We start from the raw sequence: 5,127 nt of genomic DNA on the forward strand, positions 1-5,127 counted from the left end.
GTCTTTGGAGTGCCTTTATCGAGGGGGAAACACCCGTTCCCATTCCGAATACGGCCGTTAAGCCCCTCAGAGCCGATGGTAGTGTAGTCGTAAGGCTATGTGAGAGTAGGTCGGTGCTCCTTTAAAATTCGCCTGCTAGTCAGAAATGATTAGCAGGCGTTTTTTTTGTTGCAGGCGAATTTTACACCGAGCTCAAACCCCGTTGAAAGACTATTTGGTATCGCTCGGTGTCATTCCGATATTATTTCCCTAAAAATAATAAAAAATTCCTGTTAGATTTTTCGTCTTTCTACGTCAATTGAGGTAGAAAGGAGCCAAAATGTCTAATTTAATAGCGGCAGAATTAATAGCTACTGAGATATTTGAGGTTAGGGGAAAGAAGGTCATGCTAGGTAAGTATTTAGCAAAGCTCTACGGAGTAGAGACAAAAAGGCTTAATGAGCAGGTTAGGAGGAATATAAATAGGTTTCCGGCCGATTTTATGTTTCAATTAACAAAAGAAGAGGTAATAAATTTGATGTCGCAATCAAGTTCAAGGTCGCAAATTGCGACCTTGAAACAGGGCCAGAACATTAAATATCTGCCGTTTGTTTTTACTCAAGAAGGTGTTGCTATGCTTTCAAGTGTTTTAAATAGCGATAGGGCAATCCAAGTAAATATCCTAATTATGCGCGCTTTTGTTAGGTTGAAAGAAGCGTTGGTAAGTTATAATAAGTTGGCAGCTAAAATTAATGAGCTTGAAAAGAAATATATCGGCCATGACGAAAAAATGCGGGATATATTTGAAGCCATAAGGCAGCTTGTTGCTTCGCCACCTGAAAAGAAGAGGAGAATTACGGGGTTTAGTAGGACATAAGGATTGTCCCTGAAATTTCAAATATTCTTGACATGGTTATTTACATCCCATATACTTTTATTACTTAGTCAGAAAGGGCATTTGTGCTACGAGGAAGGCGTTGAGAAATCAACGCCTTTTTTGTTTGCTGGTACATTTAATCTTGGTATAAAAAAGAACAAGAGTCGGGGTTCCCTGTTCAACTGCACAGCCCCAGCTCTTGCGTGGAAGGGTGGTTGCTCTTGTTCTTTCCTACTCTACCCACCTCCCAATTAAAGTATACACTATTAAATTTTATTTACAAGGGGAGGGGGGACATTTTGGTACGAGGAAGGCTTTGAGAAATCAGCGCCTTTTTTGTTTTTTATAGATTAACAGGTTCTGTCTTGGGGGTGTTTTCTTGCGCTATCACGCACTGCGAAAACACCCCCAAGCCACCCGCGAATGCTATCCGCTCACAATCCCATAAAAGGCACTTTGTGAAAGAGCGCTGAAATACATTAGAAACAGCAAATTCAGGATAGCGAGGTTTAAACCGTAGAAGGTTGGTCCTATAAAATAGTTAAGCGAGTTGTTGTAAGTTAGTCTAAAATTTAAACCATAAAGTATTTGTTAATTTTTAATTAATTTATGGTAAGATATAAAAAGTGCTTTCCTTTTGGAAAGCATAAGAATGAAATTTAAAAGGCTCTTTTGAATATTGCGGGAGGTAAGAAATGATTACAAAATTATACATTGAGAATTTTAGGAGTCTAATTCGAGATGAAATTGATTTAGGAAAAATTACTATTTTAACTGGTCCGAATAATAGTGGAAAGTCTAGCATAATTTATGGTCTACTCGCATTGAAAAATATAGTTCTGAATTCTAATCAAAGCCTGGATAGTTGTCTGGCATTAGGTTTCATTAATCTCGGGGGGTTTAGCCAAACGGTACATTTGAAAAATGAAGATTTAAATATTATTCTTGGTATTGACGTCTGTAAAGACGGGGTTGAATCAAATTATTCAGTTTCTCTAGGTAAGAAAAAATCCGAATTTAGATTAAAAACATTAAAACCGTACAAAACATCATTAAATCTTGAAGTAGGATTTCCTTATGCTGCAAATCGCAGTACTGGTTGTGAAGTAAAGCTTGATTATGGTATAGCAAAAGTAACTTGGAATGGTATTACTCCAACAATTAGCATTGAGCAAGCTAAGATGGGAATGGATATTGTGGCGGGTGAGACAACAAACAGAGAGATTGTTACAAAACAGCTTTCAGACAGTTTTAACCGTCCTATGGAAGAGTTGAGGGGCGTAGATTTTGTTCCACTGAGAAGAGGATTTATGAAGCCAATTTATTCTTCTGTTCCTATGCAGCAGCAGCTACTCAATGAAGACGAATTGGCAACTCTATTATCTTCTGATAGGGATTTGGAAGGAAAAGTCGCACATTATTTAGCAAAAATAGTAGATAGAATTTTTAATGTTAGACCTACGATAGGTACGGCAAACTTTAATTTACAATCACGAGATATTTCTACAGGACTAGTTTGCGATCTTGTAAATGAAGGGTTTGGAACTAATCAATTAGTTACTATTCTTACAAAATCTTTAAGAAAAGAGATGAGAACAATCTGTATCGAAGAATCAGAAATCCATTTACATCCTGAACTAATGGATAAATTGGTGGATGTTCTTATTGATATCACAAAAGAAGAAGAGAAGAATTTTATAATTTCTACACATAGTGAACACATAGTCTTATCCCTATTAAATAAAGTTAAGGAGAAGAAGATAGGGGCGGATGAAGTGAAGATCTATTATCTAAATAAAGATAGGAAAAAGGCAAAGATAGAAAAACAAAAAATCAATGATAAAGGGCAGATTGAAGGCGGTTTAAAGGGATTCTACGAAACAGAATTAAGCGAGGTTAAAGAATTTTTTAATGTTAGCAACAGCGAAGACACTAAATAAATGGAGATTGTCGTTAATGAATGGTTACTTGAATATTCTCTCACTAGTTCTCAAAAGGAGGAAAAAGAACTGGTAACGAAATTTGTTACCTTTTGGTTAGAAAAATGCCATAAAATACTCGTAAGAAGACCAAGTCCGTTTTTTAACAAATTCTATAGATACTTCAAAGCAAATGAAAATGACCAAGATTGTAGAAAGCGATTTAAAACATTGAATGCTCTTTTCTATAATATGGATAAGACAACTATTGTAGATGATTTAGATGTGCAGTTGCTTCCTAAGGAAATCGAGCAAGTGGTTCCAAGAGATGATAAATATTTACTTGAATTAGCGTATTCTTCAATAGATAAAATTATTATTACTACTGATATAAAATTAAAAGAGAAACTTAAAGATATAGAAAGCCTCAAGATTTTTCTACTTGACGAATTTCTTAGTAAATTCCAGGGCATCTAAGCAAGCTTAATTTTGTATTCAAAATGTATCCTCTTAAATAAAGGTGACGGTATCATTTTTAATCCCAAGCTCGAAAAGGGCTTGGGATTCCTTTTTGCTTCAGCAAAAAGGACTGGGCTGGATAAGAGATTTAAGGTGCTTGTTTTGGTTTATGGAGATATAATTGTAATTAAATATAGTGCATGGAAGATAAGGGGTGGCTTAGATGTTTTCTCTTGAGAGTATCGGCAAGATGCTTGTGTTCTTCGGTGTCGTTACGATCTTTCTAGGATTACTTTTTATGTTAGCAGGAAAGATCCCCTATCTGGGAAAACTTCCGGGTGATATTGCAATCCACACAAAGAGATTCCATTTTTACTTTCCGATAGTAACTTCTTTAATAATTAGCTTATTGCTTACAATTATTATAAACGTAATCTTTAGGCATAAATAACATAGCTGGGGAGAAAAATATAACCATGAGGAAGATTGCGATAATCATACTGGCGTTAGTTTTGTTGCCTGCGGTGATTAGTCTGGCTGGGCCGGTGAGTATCAATTTAGACAGCAGGCTTCAGAATAGCCCTCCTGCGCCAAGGCTAAGATATCCCATTAACGACACGGTTATTTTGCCCACAAACCAGCCTTTAGAGTTCAGGTGGTGGAGTGATTTTACACAAACAAGTGGGTATATCTTTAAGCTCTATAAAGGTTATAATATGTCTGCCGCGAACCTGATTCTTAAAGAAGAGTTGCCGCCTAAGGCGTCTTCAATTAAAATTAAGCCGGAGTTATTAAATGCCGGCCAGGTTTATACCTGGTCTTTAGTCCGGATTTCCTTCAGCGGGTCTAAAAGCGATAAAAGTTTTAACTCTTTTAAGGTGATTAGAAAATAATGGGTAAGATCAAGCTGGATTTACATGATATCTATAATGTTGGCAAGCAGATTGATTCTGAGTTAAGAAGAGTAATTGAAGAAGCGGTAAGCAAAAGGATTACCGAAGTTGAGATCATTCCAGGCAAAGGAAGCGGCCAGTTAAAGAAAAGCGTGTTGCGTTTTCTCGAACAGCCGGAGATTAAGAAGCTTTATCACCGGATAGAGAAGGATGATAAGAATTTTGGAAGGATTTTTGTGCGTTTTAGATTCTAAAAGCTGATAGAAAGCTAGAAAATAAAGGGGACGGTTATGATCCTGGGTATTTTTGGGTTGACAATAATATCGATAGGGGTAAAATGAAAATGATTGAGATTGCTAAAATAAAGAGATATAATATATTTAATAAGGAGGTGCAAGATGATGGATTGGAGATTGTTCGGACAGATCGCGTTGTTGATAATCATCTTTGTTTTTGCTAAATCATTTGTGAAGTGCATGCATGATAATTTTTGCATGAAATGTAAGAAATAAATAGTTGCGGTTTACCTCTAATCCCAGGCTCCAAAAGAGCTTGGGATTTTTGGTTTACAGGGAGGCCGGGGTTTTTTTGGGGTTGACAAGGATTTTAAGAGGTGTAAAATAATTTCAATAAGCAGGAGCGAAAAATGGGGTTAAAATAGCAGCCAATCACAGGGCACCTTCTAGAAGATAGAAGGTGCCTATTTGTTTAATTGGACCGGTACGCGTTAGAATAAAGGAAAGGGGGTAGAATGGCAGTACAAAAATTGAGGCTTGTTTTGGATGAATCTTTGATGCCAAGGGGAAAAGCAAGGGAAGTAGAAACATTGGGGATGGAAGCCCCTGCTGGAGGCGTTACTTACGAGAAACCGCCTGAAAATATAGAAGACCATATTGTGCTAAAGAATCCTCCCCTAATAAATGTCCTTGATGTTACCAATGCCGGCGGAAAGGAGCTGTCTCCGGAAGTCAAGGCTTTTGTGAAAAACGGCTATAATTTT

The 5,127-nt window shown here is 36.8% G+C and carries 7 protein-coding genes and 1 rRNA gene; all 8 read left to right on the plus strand.

Annotation, left to right across the window (positions count from 1 at the left end; genetic code table 11):
* Positions 1 to 5 precede the first annotated feature (5 nt).
* Positions 6 to 122: ribosomal RNA gene (gene rrf / locus PHO70_08480) — 5S ribosomal RNA — on the plus strand.
* Between the two features lie 197 nt (positions 123 to 319).
* Positions 320 to 856 (plus strand): ORF6N domain-containing protein, encoded by a 537-nt coding sequence (locus PHO70_08485; protein ID MDD5432997.1) that lies wholly within the window; start codon positions 320 to 322, stop codon positions 854 to 856.
* A gap of 695 nt (positions 857 to 1,551) precedes the next feature.
* Positions 1,552 to 2,796 (plus strand): AAA family ATPase, encoded by a 1,245-nt coding sequence (locus tag PHO70_08490; GenBank protein ID MDD5432998.1) that lies wholly within the window; start codon positions 1,552 to 1,554, stop codon positions 2,794 to 2,796.
* A gap of 231 nt (positions 2,797 to 3,027) precedes the next feature.
* Positions 3,028 to 3,252 (plus strand): hypothetical protein, encoded by a 225-nt coding sequence (locus PHO70_08495; protein ID MDD5432999.1) that lies wholly within the window; start codon positions 3,028 to 3,030, stop codon positions 3,250 to 3,252.
* Positions 3,253 to 3,457: 205 nt separating this feature from the next.
* Positions 3,458 to 3,685: a DUF2905 domain-containing protein gene (locus PHO70_08500; protein ID MDD5433000.1), complete on the plus strand. Its 228-nt coding sequence runs from the start codon at positions 3,458 to 3,460 to the stop codon at positions 3,683 to 3,685.
* A 25-nt stretch (positions 3,686 to 3,710) separates the two neighbouring features.
* Positions 3,711 to 4,127, plus strand: a complete 417-nt coding sequence (locus tag PHO70_08505) for a hypothetical protein (protein MDD5433001.1) — start codon at positions 3,711 to 3,713, stop codon at positions 4,125 to 4,127.
* A complete protein-coding gene (locus PHO70_08510; protein MDD5433002.1) occupies positions 4,127 to 4,381 on the plus strand; it encodes a Smr/MutS family protein in 255 nt (84 codons plus the stop codon). The genes PHO70_08505 and PHO70_08510 overlap by 1 nt, the downstream gene beginning before the upstream one ends.
* A 497-nt stretch (positions 4,382 to 4,878) precedes the next feature.
* The coding region (locus tag PHO70_08515; protein MDD5433003.1) for a hypothetical protein at positions 4,879 to 5,127 on the plus strand (249 nt) is incomplete at its 3' end.

It is taken from the genome of Candidatus Omnitrophota bacterium, from assembly GCA_028715415.1.
GTDB lineage: Bacteria > Omnitrophota > Gorgyraeia > Gygaellales > Profunditerraquicolaceae > JAQURX01.